General features: G+C 70.4%; 2 pseudogenes. One reads left to right on the top strand and one right to left on the bottom strand.

Annotated elements, in window-relative coordinates:
* A pseudogene (locus tag A5655_RS09185) lies at positions 1-323 on the top strand (hypothetical protein); the annotation flags it as partial.
* Positions 324-327: 4 nt separating this feature from the next.
* Here A5655_RS09185 and A5655_RS28245 read toward each other — a convergent pair.
* A pseudogene (locus A5655_RS28245) lies at positions 328-801 on the bottom strand (hypothetical protein); the annotation flags it as partial.

Raw genomic sequence — 801 nt, 5'->3', positions numbered from 1 at the left:
CGCGGGCCGCCAAGGCCGAGGAGGTGCAGATCTCGACGATCTCCTTCGGCACGCCCTACGGCACCGTCGAGTACGAGGGCGCCACCATCCCGGTCCCCGTCGACGACCAGACGCTGCAGGAGATCACCAAGATCACCGACGGCCAGGCGTTCCACGCGGACAGCCTGGAATCGCTCGAGAGCGTCTATTCGACGCTGCAGCGCCAGATCGGCTATCAGACCGTCAAGGGCGACGCCAGCCTGGCCTGGATGCTGCTCGGCGCGGTGCTGCTGGCCGGCGCCGTGCTGGCCGGCGAGTTCCTGAACCGGCGGCTGCCCGCCTGATCGGTCAGGTCGGCAGGCGCCGGTTGATCAGCAGACCCAGCGCCGCGGCGATGAGCGCGACGACGACGCCCAGGCGCAGCCAGCCGGCGCTGCCCGGGCCGGGCACCGTGCGGAACCCGATGTCGTTCTCGATGGCGTTGTAGCTCTTGTTCAGCTCGCTGATGTTGGTGGCGGTGTAGGACTGCCCGCCCGAGAGCTGAGCGATCTTGCGCATCTGGTCCGTGGACACGGGCACGGCGACGCGCTGCCCGTCCATCTCGATCTCCCCGCCCTTGGTGCCGAACGAGATGGTCGCGATGGGCACGCCCTGGTCCTTGGCCAGGCGCGCCGCGGTGAAGGCGCCGTCGTGCGGGTCGCTGGGGTCGGTCGGCTTGTTCTCGCCGCCGTCGGATTCCAGGACGATCCGCGCCGGTGGCGGCCCTTCGCCGCCGCCCAGCACCGAGCCGACCGTGGCGATCGCCTGCAGCGCGGTGAAGAT

The organism is Mycobacterium sp. 1081908.1, from assembly GCF_001673535.1.
GTDB lineage: Bacteria > Actinomycetota > Actinomycetes > Mycobacteriales > Mycobacteriaceae > Mycobacterium.
This window is presented reverse-complemented; position numbering and strand designations above follow the sequence as displayed.